The sequence below is a fragment of the Polaribacter gangjinensis genome (assembly GCF_038024125.1).
GTDB classification, from domain to species: domain Bacteria; phylum Bacteroidota; class Bacteroidia; order Flavobacteriales; family Flavobacteriaceae; genus Polaribacter; species Polaribacter gangjinensis.
On sequence record NZ_CP150662.1, the window covers coordinates 66047 to 83137 of the forward strand.

At 29.9% G+C, this 17091-nt stretch carries 19 protein-coding genes and 1 tRNA gene; 7 read left to right on the plus strand and 13 right to left on the minus strand.

Translation table 11 applies throughout. The annotated features are described in order from the left end of the window. Positions 1-2 precede the first annotated feature (2 nt). From WHA43_RS00275 to WHA43_RS00300, 6 genes are all read right to left on the minus strand, one after another. A complete protein-coding gene (locus WHA43_RS00275; protein ID WP_105045188.1) occupies positions 3-467 on the minus strand; it encodes a DUF962 domain-containing protein in 465 nt (154 codons plus the stop codon). Positions 468-500: 33 nt separating this feature from the next. Then, the gene (locus tag WHA43_RS00280) at positions 501-1463 is read right to left on the minus strand and encodes a succinylglutamate desuccinylase/aspartoacylase family protein (protein ID WP_105045189.1); all 963 of its coding nucleotides are present in this window, start codon (positions 1461-1463) and stop codon (positions 501-503) included. Further along, positions 1453-2328, minus strand: a complete 876-nt coding sequence (gene rimK, locus WHA43_RS00285; RefSeq protein WP_105045190.1) for a 30S ribosomal protein S6--L-glutamate ligase — start codon at positions 2326-2328, stop codon at positions 1453-1455. The genes WHA43_RS00280 and rimK overlap by 11 nt, the downstream gene beginning before the upstream one ends. Next, positions 2325-2765, minus strand: a complete 441-nt coding sequence (locus WHA43_RS00290) for an ATP-dependent zinc protease (RefSeq protein WP_105045191.1) — start codon at positions 2763-2765, stop codon at positions 2325-2327. Before WHA43_RS00290 ends, rimK begins: the two co-directional genes overlap by 4 nt. A 60-nt stretch (positions 2766-2825) precedes the next feature. Then, positions 2826-4379 (minus strand): NAD(P)/FAD-dependent oxidoreductase, encoded by a 1554-nt coding sequence (locus WHA43_RS00295; protein ID WP_105045192.1) that lies wholly within the window; start codon positions 4377-4379, stop codon positions 2826-2828. 222 nt (positions 4380-4601) lie between these two features. Then, positions 4602-4675, minus strand: a tRNA-Met gene (locus WHA43_RS00300). Between the two features lie 109 nt (positions 4676-4784). On the opposite strand from WHA43_RS00300, the gene WHA43_RS00305 reads away from it, so the two are divergent. Together WHA43_RS00305 and WHA43_RS00310 are read left to right on the plus strand one after the other, a co-directional pair. Further along, on the plus strand, positions 4785-5165 hold the full coding sequence (locus WHA43_RS00305; protein ID WP_105045193.1) for an START-like domain-containing protein: 381 nt from the start codon (positions 4785-4787) through the stop codon (positions 5163-5165). Positions 5166-5265: 100 nt separating this feature from the next. Beyond that, positions 5266-6099 carry an aminotransferase class IV gene (locus WHA43_RS00310; protein WP_105045194.1) on the plus strand — a complete coding sequence of 278 codons (834 nt, stop codon included), beginning with the start codon at positions 5266-5268 and terminating at the stop codon, positions 6097-6099. On the opposite strand, the gene WHA43_RS00315 is transcribed toward WHA43_RS00310, so the two are convergent. From WHA43_RS00315 to WHA43_RS00335, 5 genes are all read right to left on the minus strand, one after another. Next, on the minus strand, positions 6096-6653 hold the full coding sequence (locus tag WHA43_RS00315) for a YqgE/AlgH family protein (RefSeq protein ID WP_105045195.1): 558 nt from the start codon (positions 6651-6653) through the stop codon (positions 6096-6098). The two genes, WHA43_RS00310 and WHA43_RS00315, sit on opposite strands and share 4 nt — an antisense overlap. 81 nt (positions 6654-6734) lie before the next feature. Next, positions 6735-7007 carry an HU family DNA-binding protein gene (locus WHA43_RS00320; protein ID WP_105045196.1) on the minus strand — a complete coding sequence of 91 codons (273 nt, stop codon included), beginning with the start codon at positions 7005-7007 and terminating at the stop codon, positions 6735-6737. Between the two features lie 188 nt (positions 7008-7195). Beyond that, a complete protein-coding gene (gene fmt / locus WHA43_RS00325; protein ID WP_211290289.1) occupies positions 7196-8140 on the minus strand; it encodes a methionyl-tRNA formyltransferase in 945 nt (314 codons plus the stop codon). Positions 8141-8144: 4 nt separating this feature from the next. Continuing rightward, complete coding sequence (locus tag WHA43_RS00330) at positions 8145-10034, minus strand: RecQ family ATP-dependent DNA helicase (protein WP_105045198.1); 1890 nt, start codon at positions 10032-10034, stop codon at positions 8145-8147. Positions 10035-10036: 2 nt separating this feature from the next. Next, on the minus strand, positions 10037-10582 hold the full coding sequence (locus WHA43_RS00335) for an AAA family ATPase (RefSeq protein ID WP_105045199.1): 546 nt from the start codon (positions 10580-10582) through the stop codon (positions 10037-10039). 131 nt (positions 10583-10713) lie between these two features. On the opposite strand from WHA43_RS00335, the gene WHA43_RS00340 reads away from it, so the two are divergent. From WHA43_RS00340 to WHA43_RS00360, 5 genes are read left to right on the plus strand one after another with little or no spacing between them, the layout of a single operon-like run. Next, entirely contained in the window at positions 10714-10995 is a 282-nt protein-coding gene (locus tag WHA43_RS00340; protein ID WP_105045200.1) for a DUF493 family protein, read from the plus strand. Between the two features lie 4 nt (positions 10996-10999). After that, the gene (locus WHA43_RS00345) at positions 11000-12634 is read left to right on the plus strand and encodes a peptidylprolyl isomerase (RefSeq protein WP_105045201.1); all 1635 of its coding nucleotides are present in this window, start codon (positions 11000-11002) and stop codon (positions 12632-12634) included. Continuing rightward, the gene (locus tag WHA43_RS00350) at positions 12634-13482 is read left to right on the plus strand and encodes a hypothetical protein (protein WP_105045202.1); all 849 of its coding nucleotides are present in this window, start codon (positions 12634-12636) and stop codon (positions 13480-13482) included. Before WHA43_RS00345 ends, WHA43_RS00350 begins: the two co-directional genes overlap by 1 nt. After that, positions 13448-14830 carry a peptidylprolyl isomerase gene (locus WHA43_RS00355; protein WP_105045203.1) on the plus strand — a complete coding sequence of 461 codons (1383 nt, stop codon included), beginning with the start codon at positions 13448-13450 and terminating at the stop codon, positions 14828-14830. The genes WHA43_RS00350 and WHA43_RS00355 overlap by 35 nt, the downstream gene beginning before the upstream one ends. Further along, complete coding sequence (locus WHA43_RS00360) at positions 14830-15783, plus strand: AAA family ATPase (protein ID WP_105045204.1); 954 nt, start codon at positions 14830-14832, stop codon at positions 15781-15783. Before WHA43_RS00355 ends, WHA43_RS00360 begins: the two co-directional genes overlap by 1 nt. Here the strand turns inward: WHA43_RS00360 and WHA43_RS00365 are convergent. Both WHA43_RS00365 and WHA43_RS00370 read right to left on the minus strand, forming a co-directional pair. Further along, positions 15778-16332 (minus strand): RsmD family RNA methyltransferase, encoded by a 555-nt coding sequence (locus tag WHA43_RS00365; RefSeq protein ID WP_105045205.1) that lies wholly within the window; start codon positions 16330-16332, stop codon positions 15778-15780. The genes WHA43_RS00360 and WHA43_RS00365 overlap by 6 nt on opposite strands. After that, positions 16329-17078 carry a DUF3822 family protein gene (locus WHA43_RS00370; RefSeq protein WP_244904421.1) on the minus strand — a complete coding sequence of 250 codons (750 nt, stop codon included), beginning with the start codon at positions 17076-17078 and terminating at the stop codon, positions 16329-16331. The genes WHA43_RS00365 and WHA43_RS00370 overlap by 4 nt, the downstream gene beginning before the upstream one ends. Positions 17079-17091: the final 13 nt, after the last annotated feature.

A 17091-nucleotide genomic window follows, 5' to 3' on the forward strand; every position in this document is an offset into this window, starting at 1 on the left:
GATTATTTTTTAGTGCCAATTTTTTGAATTACCCACAATGGACCAATCAATAAAAATTGTAAATCTTTCAAAAATGATGGTTTTGCACCCTCAACTTTATGTCCATAAAATTGTCCAATCCAAGCTAAAACAAAGATTGATAAAGAAGCATACAACAAGTTTGTAACATTGCTCAACCAAAAATTGAGCACTACAGAAATTAAAATGACAAATAGCATTTGTACAAAATACCAAAATCCTAATCTAAAATAGAATATGGATATAATTAATCCAACTACAATTGCCCAATTTTCCAACAACGGATTGTACAAACCCAATAAATTTTCTAAAAAAGTAGTTGGGATTGACATTAATAAACCAATGACACTAAAAAATATCAGCGGCACACAAACATAATGAATGGCAATATTGGTTTCGTTTTGATGACTGACTGCGTATTCGTCAAAAAAATCTTGGGCGGTTTTCATATTGATATTTTTTTAGTAAAACTTCATAAATTGTTAATCTTCATTTTCATCTTCATTACTCATATGAAACAAAGCATCACCTTTATTTACAATAGGGGTTTTATTGATGCAAAAAATATATCCATCAAAAGGTGCGTAAACTTTCTTTTTAAAATCTCCAAAAGGATCTAAAATCACTGCTAAAACCTCTCTCTTTTTAACAAAAGTTCCGTTTTTTACATTCAGTTTAAACATTCCTGAATAAGGTGCTCTTAACCATTTTGTCTTTTTTAAGTGAATGGGATCAACAGTTTTTTCGGTAGTTCCTTCAATTAAACCCAAATGAGTTAAGATGTTTTTGGTGCCTCTAACACCATGGGAGATGATTTTTGGATCAAAATTTTTAGATTTTCCACCTTCAAACAACAAAACAGTTTTTTTCATTTTGTTTAAAGTTTCACGGAGAGATTTAGCAATATAATCAGAATGAATGATGAAAGGAGGATTGAAAATTTCAGCCAATTTCATGGTTTCAGCTTCACTTTCATGACAACGAATTTGTGCTATATTTTCTTTATCACCACCACCTGTATGAAAATCAATTACGTAATCTACAAAAGGTGCAATGTTTTCAATGAATTGATAGGCAAATTGGCTTGCCAAAGATCCGTTTGGTGAACCAGGAAAAACTCTGTTTAAATCTCTTCCGTCAGGAAATTCGCGAGTCTGAATAAGGTATCCAAAAATGTTAAAAACAGGAATACAAATAATGGTTCCTTTGTTTGGTTTATTTATTTTTTGAGCAATAATTTCTCTGATGATGGCAACTCCATTTACTTCATCTCCATGTAAACCTGCTAATAACAATACAACAGGACCGCTTTTTTTAGCTCTTTCTACAATTATGGGAACTTTTACGGTGGTTCTAGTATGTAATTTGGCGACTTCTAAATCTAAAACAGTGGTTTTGCCTTTTGGAATTTCTTTACCTAATAAAATAAACGGTTTACTCGACATGAATTTCTAAATATCTGATAATTTCTTTAGCAATATTTTTTCCTGTTACTCGCTCAATTCCTTCTAATCCTGGAGATGAATTTACTTCTAAAACTAATGGACCTTTAGAAGATTGCAACATATCAACACCAGCAACACCCAATCCCATTGCTTTTACAGCTTTCAGAGCCGTTTTTTCTTCTTCATCAGTCAATTCAATTACTGTGGCATTTCCACCTCTGTGTAAGTTAGAGCGAAATTCACCTTCTTTTCCTTGTCTTTTCATTGCGCCAACTACTTTTCCGTCAACAACAAAAGCCCTGATATCTGCACCACCAGCTTCTTTTACAAATTCTTGTGCAATAACTCTTGCTCCTAAACCATTAAATGCTTCCAAAACTGAAGTTGCTGCATTTTTAGTTTCAGCCAAAACTACTCCCAAACCTTGAGTTCCTTCTAATAATTTTAAAACCAAAGGAGCTCCACCAACAGATTTTACCAAATGCGATACATCTTTTGTATAATTAGTAAATACAGTTTTTGGTAAGCCAACTCCAGCTCTTGCTAAAATTTGCAAACTACTTAGTTTGTCTCTAGATCGAGTTAATGCTTGAGATGAAACGCAAGTAACTACTTTCATCATCTCAAATTGACGTACTACAGCAGTTCCATAAAACGTTACTGATGCACCAATTCTGGGAATAATTGCATCAACATTTTCTAAATATTCACCTTTGTAAAATATTTTTGGTGCTCTTTTTTCAATTTCGATATTGCATTTTAAATGATCTACGACAAGAACTTCATGTTTTCTTTTTTCGGCAGCTTCAACCAATCTTCGGGTAGAATACAATTTTGGATTTCTTGATAATATGACTATTTTCATATGAGATTATTTTTTTGTTTGTGAGAAATATTTGTTCTTGAGGTATCAATCACAAAACGTTTGTTTAAAAATTTTCTACCCAATAATACTGGAAATTTCATATCTCTTCGTTCACTCAATGTTAAATGAATAGGAAAAGAAGTGTTAAATATAAAAATTTCAGTTTGAATTAAATATCTTTTTTGAGTAATTCCGTTAGAACTTTTTACCAATTTCATAGCAAAGTTCTTAGTACTATATTCTTTGTTATTATAAAAAGGATGTTGAGAGTCTAATAGCGTAAATTTAATGTGATTTTCATTGTTAATGGTGATTTCTTCTATGTTAGAGCAATGTATAGAGGAAGTATATGCTCCTGAATCTATTTTTACATCAATATCAAAGAGCGAAAACTCTTTAAAATCGGCTTTATCAAAACGGCCAATAGTTATTTTCATGGAATCAAATGGAATTAAGGTAAATTTACAGATACTTATTGATTTATTAAAAAAAAAGAATTAGATTTTTGAAATGGCTGCTTCAGCGCAACGTTCACCATCCATAGCTGCAGAAACAATGCCACCTGCATAACCACCACCTTCACCACAGGGAAATAAACCTTTGATTTGAGGATGCTCTAAATCTTCATTTCTCGGGATATTAACAGGGGATGAGGTCCTAGATTCTACACCAACAATATTTGCTTCATTGGTATAATATCCGTGCATTTTTTTACCAAAAGCATCAAATCCTTTTCGCAATCTACTGCCAATGTGTTTTGGTAATAAAGAATGTAAAGGTGCAGATTTCAATCCTGGTTGATAAGAACAGTCATTTAAAATGGTTGAAAATTTTCCTTCAACAAAATCAACCAATCTTTGAGCTGGTGCAGTTTGCGTTCTTCCCCCTGCTAAAAATGCGAGTTTTTCTAAATCCTTTTGATATTCTAAACCTTTTAAGGCTCCAAATTTTTCATATTTGTGTAAGTCTCTTTCAGTATCAATTTCCACTACAATTCCTGAGTTGGCAAATTTGTTATTTCGCTTGCTTGGTGACATTCCATTTACGACAACTTCACCTTCAGCAGTTGCAGCAGGAACAATAAAACCTCCTGGACACATGCAAAAAGAATACACACCTCTTTCATTAATTTGATGTACCAAACTGTATGCAGCTGCAGGCAATAATTCATCTCTTTCTCCTTTACAATGATATTGAATTTGGTCGATAATTTCTTGAGGATGTTCTACACGAACGCCCATTGCAAAAGATTTTGCTTTTAACGAAATTTCTTTTTTGTGTAATAATTCATAGATATCTCTAGCAGAATGTCCTGTTGCTAAAATAACAGCATTAACGGTCATTTCATTACCATTTTGCAATTGAATTGCTTTGATTTCGTTATTTTTAATTACTAGATCAGTAACTTGAGTTTCAAAATGAATTTCTCCACCAAAATTTAGAATCGTTTCTCGAATTTTTTCTACAATTTTTGGCAGTTTATTGGTACCAATATGTGGATGCGCATCAATTAAAATTTGTTCAGTAGCTCCATGATATACTAAGTTTTCAAAAATTCTACGAACATCACCTCTTTTTAAACTTCGTGTATATAATTTTCCATCAGAATAGGTTCCTGCACCACCTTCACCAAAACAATAATTAGAATTTTCATCAACAATATGATCTTGATTGATAGCGCGAATATCTCTTCGTCTTTCTTGTACTTTTTTTCCCCTTTCTAAAACAATAGGTTTAAAACCCAATTCTATACAACGCAATGCCGCAAACATTCCTGCAGGACCAAAACCAACAATATGGACTTCTTTCGCATTCGAAACATCTTTATAATCGAAAATATAAGAGGAGTTTTCAGGAGTTTCTTTGATATAAACAGCTACTTTATAATTGAAAAAAATTTCCTTTTTTCGAGCATCAATTGATTTTCTTAGAATTTTTACAGCAGAGATTTCGCTTTTTTCGATTTCTAAAGCACTAGCAGATTTGTACAAAAGAATATCTTCTTTTCGTTCTTCAATTAAATTTACTCGAAATTGAATTTCTTGAATCATTCAGAAATAATTTGTGGAAAAAAGTTATTTACTATTTTTAAGATCACGCAACTATTATTTTAATTTCTATTTATGAAGCTGATTTTCAATGTAAATATACTTTTAAATTTATACTCTTTTTATCGTAAACTTAAAAAATATAATATCTATTGTCAGTAGATTTTAATTTGAATTTACCATAAAAATAAAAAATCTCAAACAATATTAGCTTGAGATTTTTTGTAGCGAAGACGGGAGTTGAACCCGTGACCTCAGGGTTATGAATCCTGCGCTCTAACCAACTGAGCTACCTCGCCATTAGTTTTGAGGGTGCAAATATAACTCAATTTTACAGATACGCAATATGTGATTTTAATTTTTTTAAAATAGAATTATTGCCTATCTTGTCCGACAAAGCAATAGTAGATGGATAAAATAAAATTCGAATTAGAACTACCAATTCATGCTTCTCCAAGCATGTTGTATCAATACATTTCAACGCCTTCAAGTTTACAAGAATGGTTTGCTGAAAAAGTAAATTCACGAGGGAAAATTTTTAGTTTTATTTGGGATGGAATTGAAGAACAAGCTGAGCTTGTTGTAAAAAAGACTGATGAAAGAGTTCGATTTAAATGGCTAGAAAGTGATGATGATAGCTATTTTGAAATCAAAATTCAAGTTCATCCTCTAACGAACGATGTTTCTTTGGTAATCACAGATTTTGTAGATGATGAAGACGAAATTGAAGAGGCTAAGCAATTGTGGGAGAATCAAATAGAAGAATTAAAGCATGTTATTGGGGCATAAAATCTTTATGCAAAAAGTATTTTAAACTCAGCATTTGCTGAGTTTTTTTTATTTAATTCCTGTAAAATAAAGTAAATTTGCATTCTTAAAAATATATGGAATGTTGAATTATAATGGTGAATTATTAGACGAAAAAGAAGTATTGTTATCTACAAATAACAGGGCTTTCAAATATGGAGATGGACTTTTTGAAACTATAAAATCAACCAAATCAAAAGTGATTTTTTGGGAAGATCATTATTTTAGATTGATGGCTTCCATGCGAATGTTGCGTATGAAAATTCCCATGTCATTCACCTTAGAATTTTTAGAACAAGAGATTTTAAAAACTATTGCAACTCAAAATGAGGCATCTTTTTATAGAGTTCGTTTAACGGTTTATAGAAAAGATGGTGGGTTTTATACTCCAGAAACGAATGAAATTGACTTTTTAATTGAATGTTCTCCATTAAATTATCAAACAAAAAATGTATATGCTGTTGATGTTTATAAAGATTTTTATAATTATTCAGGATTGTTATCAACCGTAAAAACTACCAACAGAATGCTAAATACTTTGGCAAGTATTTATGCACAAGAAAATGAATTGGACAATTGTGTGTTGATAAATGAAAATAAAGGAGTTGTTGAGGTTGCTAATGGTAATATTTTTATTTTAATAGGTAAAACAGTCAAAACTCCTGCTTTAACAGAAGGATGTATCAAAGGGATAATTCGTAAAAAAGTGATTGAAATTATTCAGAAAAACCCCGAATATACGATTGAAGAGACTATCATTTCTCCTTTTGAAATCCAAAAAGCAGATGAAGTTTTTATCACAAATGCAATTATTGGAATTCAACCAGTTACACAGTTTAAAAAGAAAAACTTTAATACTGCTTTTTCTGAAAAAATTACACAAAGTCTACGTTTGTTAGAAATTACGTCTTCTTAATTTTGTTGAATATCACTTGGTGCATTTGCCCAGAGCTTGTAATTTCCTCCTTTTTGGAGTAATTTTTCTCGCCAAATAGTTTCGTCATTTATAGACAAGATGTTTTCGTGATCATTTTCTGAAACGAACCATGATTTTGAATGGATTTCGCGGTCTAATTGATGTTTACTCCAGCCTGAATATCCTAAGAAAAAACGAATATCATTATTGGAAATCAGATCACTTTGCAACGAAAACTTTAACGACTCGAAATTTCCTCCCCAATAAATGCCATTTCCAATTTCAATACTATCAGGAATCAAATCTCCAACTCTGTGAATAAAATATAAGTTATCTTGTTCTACAGGACCACCTTGATAAATCGTAAAATCGTTTGATATTTCAGGGATTAAATCACTAAGTAAATAGTTTAAAGGTCTGTTTAAAATAAAACCAACAGCATTATTTTTTGTATGCTCAGTAATTAAAATAATCGTTCTATTAAATGAGTTGTCATTTAATATAGAAGGTTCAGCAATCAATAACTTTCCTTTTAGGGACTTAAAATTTGACATGTGTAAATTTAAAAAAAAAGAAAATAAAATAAAAAAACTCTCTTAAAAAGAGAGTTTCTATAATTTTTTTTAAATGTAAAATTAGTTTACAGCGTCACTTAAACCAGCTCCAGCTTTAAATTTTGCTACATTTTTTGCAGTGATTTGGATTGTTTTTCCTGTTTGAGGATTTCTTCCGCTTCTAGCAGCTCTTTTTGAAACTGAAAAAGTTCCAAAACCAACTAAAGCTACTTTTCCTCCACCTTTTAAAGTAGCAGTAACATTGTCTGTGAAAGACTCTAATGCAGCTTTAGCAGCAACTTTAGAAATTCCTGCGTCAGCAGCCATTGCATCGATTAAATCAGATTTGTTCATGATAAATAGATTTTAAATTAATTGAATATTATTTTTATGCTTAAAAAGCTTAACAAATATAGACGGATTAAGGGTTTACGCAAATTTCACACCTAAAAAAGTGGCTTTTTGTTAATAAATAGCACTAAAATGTTAATAAACAAGTTCGGAAAATTAAAAATTTCATAAAAAGCTTATCAATAAAGGGGTTACAACATTTTTGCGTCTTCAGAAAAAGTAAACCCATTTAACAAGCTTTTTATATTCATTTGACGTTTTCCAGAAAGTTTTATTTCTAATATATGTATGAAACCATTTTGAACAGCAACTTTCACTTCCTTTTTATTTGATACAATTGTTCCATAGTTTAGAGAGTGAGAAGTTTTCTCTTTTTCAACTGCATAAATTTTTGCTAAAATTTCTTCATTATTCATTTGAATGATTGTCCAAGCAGCAGGAAAAGGATTCAATCCACGAATTTTGTTATAGATATTTTCTAGAGTTTCGCTCCAATCTATTTTTGTATTATCAGGAGTTAATTTAGGAGCTGATTTTTCTTCTATATCTAGTTGTTTGGTTGTTTTGAAATCTCGCCTTGAAATTGATTCTACAGTTTCTGAGACTAAATCTGCGCCAAGATGCATCAATTTATCATGCAAAGTTCCAACCGTTTCAATTTCTGTAATTTCAATTTCGCGTTGTAAAATGATTTCGCCAGTATCAATTTTATCATCTATAAAAAAAGTGGTTACTCCAGTTTTTTTCTCACCATTGATAATTGCCCAATGAATAGGAGCTGCACCTCTATATTCAGGTAATAAAGACGCGTGTAAATTGAAAGTTCCCATTTTTGGCATGCTCCAAACTTCTTTGGGCAACATTCTAAAAGCAACTACAATTTGGATATCTGCATTGAAATCTTTTAAAGATGTTAAAAACGATTCGCTTTTTAAATTTGTTGGTTGTAAAACTGGAATGTTTTGCGATTGAGCATATTTTTTTACGGAAGATTCATTCATTTTCAATCCTCTTCCTGCAGGTTTGTCAGCAGCAGTTACAACTCCTACAACATCAAAATTGTTATCAACTAAGTGTTGTAAAATTGAAGTGGCAAAATCTGGGGTTCCCATAAAAACGATGCGCAATCTATTCATGATTTTAGTTTAGGTAATATTTATTTTGATGATTGATGTTGATTTTTTCATCTGAAATTAACTGACGTAAATGTACTAAAATGTCTTTTTCAGAGAAGTTTAAAATTTGGGTAATTTCTTGTGAAGAAAGTTTTTCTTTTTGCTGAAGTAAGTTTAAAATCTCTAAATCAATATCTTTTTTTTGAGTCTTTTTTTCGGATAAACAAACGTCACAAATACCACATTTTTTGATTGATTTTTCATCAAAATACGCTAAAATTTGTACACTTCTACAAACAGAATTATTTTGAATAAAGCGTAAAAAATCGGTTGATTTTTTTTCTTTTTGTTTGATAAATTGAGTGATTTCTTTTGAAAAACGATTGATAGTTTTATCATCTTCTCTTGGAACTAAAAACCGAATTTCTGAATCTGTTTTAACACTGTTATAAGTAATGATTTCGTCTTTTTGTAACTGCTCTAAATACCCAATAATTTGGTTTGAAGTGGTATTATTTTTCTTTGCAAGTAGATATTCATCAATTTTAACTTCTTGTTCAAATAATCCTGTGTAAGTTCTTAGTAATGAATTTACAAAGTTTTTTATATAGATATTATTGATAGCGTAAAAATGGAGATTTTTACTAGTTTCATGAAAAATAATACTCGATTTTTTATTGTATGTATTTGTAATTTCAAGGATAGAATTGTTTGCTAAAATACGCAAAACAGCATCTACTTTTTTCACTGAAAAATTATATATTTTCGAGAATTCTAAGAGGTTAAAACCCAATAAATTTTCTGGAATTTCGCCATTGGCAATTCTAAAATATTGATACAATTTTTTATGAATTTCTTTTACTTCTTGGATGCTTGGAAGTGACTTTTTAGAGTACTCAATTTGATTGGAAATATCGTTGTTGTTTTTTAATAAAACTGCAAAAGATTTTTGATGATTTCTTCCTGCTCTTCCAGCTTCTTGAATGTAATTTTCTATACTATATGGAATGTCAAAATGAATAACAATGCCAACATTTTTTTTGTCAATTCCCATTCCAAATGCATTTGTGGCAACCATAATTGGGGTCTTTTCTGACATCCAATTTTCGAAAGCAATTTCTTTTTCTGCAGCTGTTAATCCTCCATTATAAAAACTTGCTTTAAAGTTTTTAGAACTTAAAAATTGAGCAATTTGTTGCGTTTTATTTCTTGAGTTTACATAAACAATTGCAGGTGTTTTTGTCTTTTCAAAAATTTGTTGAAGTTTCAATAATTTATCTTCTACAGTAAAAATTTGATACGCCAAATGCTCTTTATAAAAACTTTTTCTGAATATTTTCGGAGTTTTAAGTTTTAAATTTATTTCAATATCTAACAATACTTGTTGGTTTGCAGTGGCAGTAAGTGCTATAAAATGAACATTTGGAACTAATTCTCTGAGAATCGTAATATTTCTGAATGATGGTCTGAAATCATGTCCCCATTCTGAAATACAATGCGCTTCATCAACAGCTACAAAACTTACAGTTAATTGTTTGATTTTTTCCTGAATTAAAGGCATTTGCAAACGTTCAGGAGAGATGTATAAGAATTTATAATTTCCGAATTTGATATTGTCAAAAAGGGTTAATATATCATTTTGACTTGCTCCTGAAGGAATTGAAGTAGCTTTAATTCCTCTGCTTTTTAAATTTTCAACTTGATCTTGAATCAATGAAATTAACGGCGAAATAACTATACATACGCCATCTTTTAATAATGCAGGAACTTGAAAACAAATTGATTTTCCACCTCCAGTAGGCAATAATGCAATAACATCTTTTTGATTTAGAACCGCTTCAATAATTTCTTCTTGCGGAGAAATAAATGAATCATAATTCCAATATTGTTGCAGTATTTTTTGTGCATCAGTCATGTTTAATTGTTCAAATAATTGACAATAAATTGAACACGCTCTTCTAATTTTCCAAAGGGAACATTGATAATTTTATACCCTAAATCTGTATAAGTTTTAATGATGAATTTATCAATTAAAACGGATTCCTCAAATGATTCATAACGCTCATTGTCTTTTGTGTAAATTGCTTCCCAAGGAGAAAAGTGAAAAATTACATCGTATTTATAAGTATGACATTTTTCTGTAAATACAGCAGGATATTTTGTGTTGAAAAAATCAAGATAAGCTGTAATGTCAGGAATTCCTCTATCAAAAAAAATAATATTTTCAGCTGATTTTTCAGCAACTTGATATTGTTTTTCTCTCCCTTCTAAAAGTAATTCACTAAAAAGCAGTGGATTTGTCAAGAAAAGTTGCTCAATTCCGTTTTTTTGAGCATTTAAAGTAACTTCTCTTGAAACTTCTTCAAAACAATGAAATCCTTTTTCTTTAAGTGTTTTAAGCACTGTAGTTTTCCCTGTTGCAGGTCCTCCAATTAACACAATTTTATATTGTTTTTCTTGCAATTTTTTAGTGTCTTATTTAATTTTGAAATTGTTTTTACTTGAATACACAAAAATAATTCATTAGTATTATAAAACTAAGATTTTAATGTAATTTTGTGCCTTCCTATTTTAAACAGAGATTTCGAAAATAAATGGAGGATAGAGAAACTTTTTATAAAAAATTGCAATGGCAATTAGAGGATACTACTCAATTTCCATCAGACTATTTGTTTAAATTTATTGTTCCAACTACTGAAAATCAGGTAGATGAAGTAGAAAATTTATTCAATAACAATGGAGCTGTCATTAACACTAAAAAATCAAAAACAGGAAAATATGTAAGCGTTTCCATCGTTTTAAATGTTGAAAATGCGACCACTGTTATATCATATTATCAAAAAGCAGAAAAAATTAAAGGTATAATTTCACTATAATTTTATGAAAAAAAGGCTATTAATTGCAATATTGAGTGTTTCATCAATTACTTTTTCGCAAAAAAAGGACAAAGTTTTAATGACGATTGGAAATGAAAAAGTACTTGTTTCTGATTTTAGACGCGTTTATGAAAAGAATTTAGACGCAATTGATAATGAAGAAGAAAAAGATATTCAAAAAAATATTGAACTTTATATCAATTATCGTTTGAAAGTTAAAGAGGCTTATCGCTTACAATTAGATACTTTACCTTCTTACAAAAAAGAAATTGAATCTTACAGAAACCAACTATCTATGCCTTATTTACAAGACTCGGCATACATAAATAAATTGGTAAAAGATGCATATTTTAGAATTAAAAACGAAGTAAAAGCAAAGCATATTTTGGTAAGAACTCCCTCTGTAGCTACTCCAAAAGATACCTTAGAAGCTTATAACAAGATCGTAAAAATTCGTGAAAAAATACTGAAAGGCGAAGATTTTGAAAAGGTTGCAGTGGAGTTTTCTGAAGACCCTTCAGCGAAAGGAGATTCTATCAATGGAAGACCTGGAAATAAAGGTAATTTAGGTTATTTTTCTGCATTTAGAATGGTATTTCCTTTTGAAGATGCAGCTTATAAAACCAAAGTTGGTGAAGTTTCAACACCTTTCAAAACGCGTTTTGGATACCATATTTTACAAGTTGATTCTATTAGAAAATCTAAAGGTGAAGTTGAGGTTGCTCATATTTTAATTACTGATAAAACTGAAAAAGGAGAAAAGTTAATCAATGAAGTGTATGACAGACTTCAAAAAGATGAGCAATTTAAAACCTTAGCAAGAGAATATTCTGATGATGTTGGTACAAAATCTAAAGGCGGAGTTTTGCGCAAATTCGGCACTGGTGTTATGGTAAAACCGTTTGAAGATGCTGCTTTTGGTTTGGAAAAAGAAGATTCTTATTCTAAGCCATTTAAAACTCAATTTGGATGGCATATTGTGTATTTGATAAAAAAGCATCCAGTAGATTCTTTTGAAAAATTGCAACCTGAATTGTTGCAAAAAGTTCGTTCTGATGAAAGAGCTCAGCTGTCTCAAATGGCAGTTATTCAAAAATTGAAAAAAAAATATAGCATCATTGAAAATGAATCCGCAAAATCGATTTTTGATATAAAAAATATTAGAAATATATCGAAAGATTCTCTTCAATCAGAAATATTAAAAATAAACGAACGTAGTTTGTCTCAAGAAAAATTCGTGAATTTCATCAAAAATAGAACTGGAAAGGCTGTTTTTGAATTGTTTGAAGATTTTAAAAACGATGAAATTTTAAACTATTACAAAGAAAATTTAGAAAAATCAGAACCTGAATTTGCTATAACTCTTCAAGAATATAAAGATGGATTGTTGTTATTTGAGTTGATGCAACAAACTATTTGGGAAAAATCAACCAAAGATTCTTTAGGCTTAAAAACGTATTTTGATGAAAACATCAGTAAATACAGCTCAAATGAACTTGCCAAAGTAAAAGGTGAAGTAATGAATGATTATCAGAACTTTTTGGAAAACAATTGGATTGCTGAGTTGAGAAAAAATGTTATCATCGCAATTGATAACAGACAATTAAAAAATTTAATCAAATTTTATAACAAAAAGTAGTGAAACAGTTGTTGTTTTTATTTTTAGGAACACTTTTTTTTAGCTCTTGTGACTACTTCGATTTTAGAAGTAAAGAAGAAGAAGAGGAAGAAATAGTTGCTATGGTAAATGACCAAAAATTGTTTAAAGACGATATCAAATCCATTTTGCCTGAAAATTACACTAAAAATGATAGTACACTTTTGGTGAAAAGTTTCATTAATAATTGGGCTTTGAAACAACTTTTATTATCAAAAGCAGAAGAAAATAGTTCTCTTGAAACTACCAACGAAATAAATAAATTAGTCAATGAATATCGAGAAAGTTTGTTGATTAACAACTACAAAGAAATGTTGATCAATCAACAATTAGATACTACTATTTATTCGAATGAAATTGAAGATTTTTACAACATTAATAAAGAGAATTTTAAGTTGAATGAAGATTTAATTAAAATAAAATACCTTCATTTTGATCATAAAGTTGTTAATAAAAATGAATTAATTCGTCTTTTTAGATCAGAAAGGATTGATGATTTAGAAGCGTTGCAAAAACAACAACTAAGCTTTAAACAATTTCAATTCAATACAGATATTTGGACTTCAGTTGATAAAGTTGCTACAATTTTACCATTTTCGAGAGATATTTTGTTAAATAAAACCAAATATCTTGAAAAACAAGATTCAATAGGTTTATATTTGATTTCTATTAATGACGTTTTGGTTCGAAATGAAACTGCTCCATTAAGTTATATAAAGCCACAAATAAAACAAATGATTTTGCACAGACGCAAAATTGAATTGATTAAAGACATTGAAAAAATAATATTACAAGATGCTACAAAAAACAACAATTTTAAAACCTATTAATTTAATTATATTTTCCTTTTTCTTAGGATTTACTAGTTTCAATACTTTTTCTCAAAAAGTAAAAATTGATGGAGTTGCCGTAGTTATTGGTAAAAACATTGTATTGAATTCTGATATTGATAAATTTAAATTAGAAATTGAAAAAAGATCTGAAGGAAAAATTAAAATTTCAGACTGTGAAATGTTAGAAGAATTGATGCAACAAAAACTGTTGTCACATCATGCAGTGGTTGATAGTGTTACAGTTACTGATGCAGAAATTTCGGCAAATGTTGATAGAAATATTGCCTACTTTACCCAAGAATTTGGTTCTGTTGACAAAGTAATTAAGGCTTATGGTTTTAATAGCATTGAAGATTTAAAAAGTGAAATTTTCAATGTTGAAAAAGAAAATATGCTTATACAAAGAGAGCAAGCAAAAATTACTGAAAAAATTGATGTAACTCCTGAAGAAGTTCGTTTGTATTTTAACGGATTGAAAGATAAAGGTGAATTGCCAGAAATTCCTGCTGAAGTTGAAATTGCACAAATTGTTTTTAAAGCGATACCATCACAAGAAGAAGACGATCGTATCATTAAAAAATTAAACGAATTGAAGGCTGAAATTGAAGAAGGAGCCAGTTTTAAAATGAAGGCAATCATCAATTCTGATGACCCAGGAGTAACTAGTAATGGAGGGCAATATGAAGTAACTAAAGAATCACCTTTTATCAAAGAGTTTAAAGAAACTGCTTTTAGTTTAGATGTTGGTCAAGTTTCAAAACCTTTCAAATCAGATTTTGGATATCATATCATGCAGTTACATGAAATCAGAGGAAATAAGCGAGTTGCATCACATATTTTAATGCGTCCAAATGTTCCTGATCAATTGATTAATGACACAAAAAGTAAAGCTGAAAAAGTAAAACAAGATATTTTAGATGGTAAAATAACTTTTGAAGAAGCTGTAAAACAATATTCTCAAGATGATGAAACTAAAAATGATGGAGGTTTGATTTCAAATCCATACAATGGTGAATCAAAATTTGATTTGACAAGAATGGATCCAGATTTGTATGGAAGAGTGGCCGAATTGAAAAAAGGGGAAATGACGGACGTGTTTTACGATCAAGATCAAAGTGGTATAAAAATGTTCAAATTCATGTTGATGAGAGAAAGAACAGATACTCACGTTGCAGATTTGGTGCAAGATTATGTAAAAATTCAAGAATTGGCTTTAATGAAAAAGAAAGAAGAAGTGATTGCCAAATGGTCTAAAGGAAAAATAAAAGACACGTACATTAAATTATCAGAAATCCACAATAAATGTACGTTTGAAAAAAATTGGAAAAAAGAAACTGCTAACTAATGTCTGATGTAGAGGCTGTAAATGATTTGGTAAAAAAATATCAATCATTACAAACGGAAATAGGAAAAATAATTATAGGACAAAAAGAAGCTGTAAACTTTACACTTTTGTCAATTTTTTGTGGAGGTCATTCTTTATTGATTGGTGTTCCTGGATTGGCTAAAACTTTATTAGTAAATACAGTTTCTGATGCTTTAGGATTGCATTTTAAACGCATTCAATTTACACCAGATTTAATGCCTTCAGACATTTTAGGAAGTGAAATTTTAGATCAAAACAGGCAATTTACATTCATAAAAGGGCCTATTTTTTCTAATATTATTTTGGCGGATGAAATCAACAGAACACCACCAAAAACGCAAGCAGCTTTGTTAGAGGCAATGCAAGAACGATCAGTAACTATTTCTGGAAATCATTACAAATTAGACTTGCCGTTTTTTGTTTTGGCAACTCAAAATCCAATTGAACAAGAAGGAACGTATCCTTTGCCAGAAGCACAATTGGATCGTTTTATGTTTTCTATTAACTTAGAATATCCTTCTTTTCAAGAAGAAGTAGCAGTGGTTTTTAATACCACAAGCAATCAAAATCAACAATTGAATGCTATTTTTTCAGGTCCAGAAATTATTGAAATTCAGCAATTGATTCGAAAAATTCCTGTATCTAATAATGTGGTTGAATATGCAGTAAGATTGGTTGGAAAAACAAGACCTAAATCTGCAGAGGCAACAGAAATGGTAAAAAATTATTTGGACTGGGGTGCAGGCCCAAGAGCTTCACAGAATTTAGTTTTGGCAGCAAAAGCGCATGCGGCTGTTCATGGCAAATACTCACCAGATATTGAAGATGTGAAAGCTGTTGCTATTCCGATTTTATCACACAGAATTGTTAAGAATTACAAAGCAGAGGCTGAAGGAATTACAGTTTCAGATATTATAAATTCACTTTTATAACTCCTCTTCGTTTTTATATTCAAAAAAACTAAACACATTTCCTCCATATCTTTTCTCATAACTATGGTTTTTGTGTTGAGATAAATCTGTATTTTTTGAATGTTCAATAATTAATAATCCTTCTTCAGTAATCAATTCTTTTTCAAAAACAATATCAACAATTTGTAAAAACTTCTCCGTTTCAAAATGATATGGTGGGTCTGCAAAGATAATATCAGCTTGCAAAGAAGTTTTTTCTAAGAACGAATACACGTCGCTTTTAAAACTGTTTATATCGAAATTAAGTTCTTTAGAAATACTATTGATGTATTTTATACAATTGTAATTTTCATCAACGGCAACTACGTTTTTACTTCCTCTTGAAGCAAATTCATAACTGATATTTCCAGTGCCGGCAAATAAATCAATTACCGTAATTGCATCAAAATAAAAATGGTTGTTTAATACATTGAACAGGCCTTCTTTAGCCATGTCTGTTGTTGGACGAACTGGTAAATTTTTGGGCGCTTGTAAACGTCTTCCTTTGTGTTTTCCTGAGATAATTCTCATCCTAATAAAATGAAATTTGAATGTTTTTTTGCATCTAACTCTTTAAAAATAGCTTGAGAACTTTCAAGAAAATATACATTTTTAATGTAGGTAAATGCAATATTATAGAGGTCTGATTCTATTGTAATTTCTCCTGTAAAGTACAATTTGAATTCTTCGTTATTTAATTGTAACTGTTCAGCAACAAAGAGTATGTAGTAAATAAAATCTTCCTTAGTATTATAAGCAAAAGAGTTGCTTAAAATTAGTTTTTTATGCTCAAGTACTGTAATATCAAATGTATTTTTAAATACATTCACAAACATTACTTTTTCTTCGGATTTGTTTTTTTGGATGAGTTTTTCTAATAAAATTGTTGTGTGATGTTTGTACTCAAATTCACCGAAGTTTTGAAACAAATAATTGTTGATGTTTACATAAGGGATGTAAACGTTTTTCGCTTCAATTTCAGCAATAGAATCAAAAGTAATGAAATCTGTTTGTAAGGTTTTGATATTGTATTCAAGATATGAACTTAGCGAATTTTCATCAAAATAATCATCTGGAACAAGTGTGTTCAGGCTATTTTGATGAATGATAAAAACTTCACTAAATTCATTATGTAAAATTGGGTCTTCGTTGAAAATTGTTTTTATGTTTTCTAACAAATTTTCCAATGAATTGACAGTCTCATCAAAAGTGTAATCGGCAAAGTAGCTAATTTCTTTTGAAAATAAATCTGAAACACAAAAAGAAAATCCATCCAAACTAAATTGGATG